Source organism: Sphaerochaeta sp. S2, assembly GCF_016406725.1.
Lineage (GTDB): Bacteria > Spirochaetota > Spirochaetia > Sphaerochaetales > Sphaerochaetaceae > Sphaerochaeta.
Map to the genome: position 1 here is coordinate 1 of NZ_JAEKNT010000223.1, position 1,716 is coordinate 1,716.

The 1,716-nt window shown below is 44.8% G+C and carries 1 protein-coding gene; it reads left to right on the forward strand.

What is annotated here, in order from left to right; genetic code table 11:
* Positions 1-346 precede the first annotated feature (346 nt).
* A complete protein-coding gene (locus tag JF818_RS06165; RefSeq protein WP_198891142.1) occupies positions 347-1,627 on the forward strand; it encodes an ABC transporter substrate-binding protein in 1,281 nt (426 codons plus the stop codon).
* Positions 1,628-1,716 lie beyond the last annotated feature (89 nt).

Consider the following 1,716-nt stretch of genomic DNA (forward strand, 5'->3'; position numbering starts at 1 on the left):
GCATATGAGTATGCTGCCGAGGGGCATCAGGATGTAGTAAAGGTGATGATTGAATTCTAAAAACCCAATGAGATGAAAAGAAGTGAAAGGAGGTACCGACAACCTCCTTTTTTCTATGTACCAATGGCAAGAAAGCTATCAAAAATCAATACCGACAGCAGAGAGTGAAATATTACAAACAAAACCAAATATAGCACTAATTCGAAAACAAAAGAAAGTTTTTATATAATTTTTACAAATAAAAAAAACCTTTTGTTTGACAAACACAAAAACTCATGGTGTAATTACCATACAGATACGATGTATGATGTTTGGGATGTAATAATTCCAAACAAAAGGAGGCTTTATGAAAAAGGCAATGACGATTGTATTGATGCTTCTGATGGTCACTGGGTTTGTGTTTGCTGCCCCTAGTGCGGAAGAAGGCCCGAAAAAGCCCGATTCCCTGACGGTGGTGGTCCCCAATACAACCATCATGGAACCCATGGAACGGATCTTTGAGAAGTACACTGCGAAGACCGGTATTGAAGTGGAACTCCAGGCAATACCTGCTGGTGAGGAATATGGAAGATTGTTGCAGACTCGCTTTGCAACCAAGGACTTCCCTGATCTTTTCACGATGGATCCAGGAACCAAGCAGTACACTAAGTTTGGCGTTGACCGCTTGCTCGAAATGACTGGTGACCCACTCTTTGAGAATGTGCTTGAAGCCTCCTTGGATTTCCAGCTCTACCAAGGAAAACTCTACGGTGCTCCATGGGGAGGAACTGGCACCTACGGTGTGTATTATAACAAGGATGTCTTTGCAGCCATCGGTGCTGATGTACCCAAGAACTATGCTGACTTCTTGAATATTCTCAAGAAAGCAAAAGCTGCTGGATACATGCCAATCTATGAAGCTGCAAAATCAGAGTGGCCCCTCCAGGTATTCTCACTGATTGCTTGGCCTTCCTTTGTGGATCCAGCCATCGGAGATGAGGGCGTACGGAAACTTGAGAAGAACGAACTTCGTCTGAACGAAATTCCTGCCCTCAAGGATGTATTCTCCAGATACGTCGCACTTCGTGATGCAGGGCTCTTCCAGGATAATTATCAGTCGGGAACATACGACGAACAGATGGAAATGCTTGCCACAGGAAAGGCTGCCGTTGCATTCCAGATCAGCAACTTCATTCCTTCCCTCATGAGCAAATTCGGTGAGGATTACATTTCTGAGAAAATTGGTTGGTTCCCACTCCCTAGTGACACTGATGACGGAGTAGCAATGCTTACCCCAGCTCACCAGATTCTCGTTCCTTCTGAAGGGAAATACACTGATTATGCGATGGATCTGGTACGATTCATGACTGAGGTGGAAAACCAGAACATCTACTTCGAGTACAACAACGGAATTCCTGTTTACAAGGGTGTTGAGAAAGAACTGCTTCCCTTCGAAGAAACTGTTCTCTCCTACGACCAGGCAGGAAAGGCAAAGATCAATGTCCAGAACAGGCTTTCTTCCTCCTTTACTGACTTCCCGAAGATTCTTCAGAATCTCCTGATCACCAGTGATGTTGAAGAGGCTGTTAATATGATGGATGAGAATTACCGCAGAACCGGAAAGGCTCGCGCCCTTCCTGGATTCTAAACAAAGGCCGTATTATCAAGCACTAGGCCTTTCGGGGCCTAGTGCTTTCTTCTAAACTCCACCCCGTCCAGAGGTACCCATGATACGTT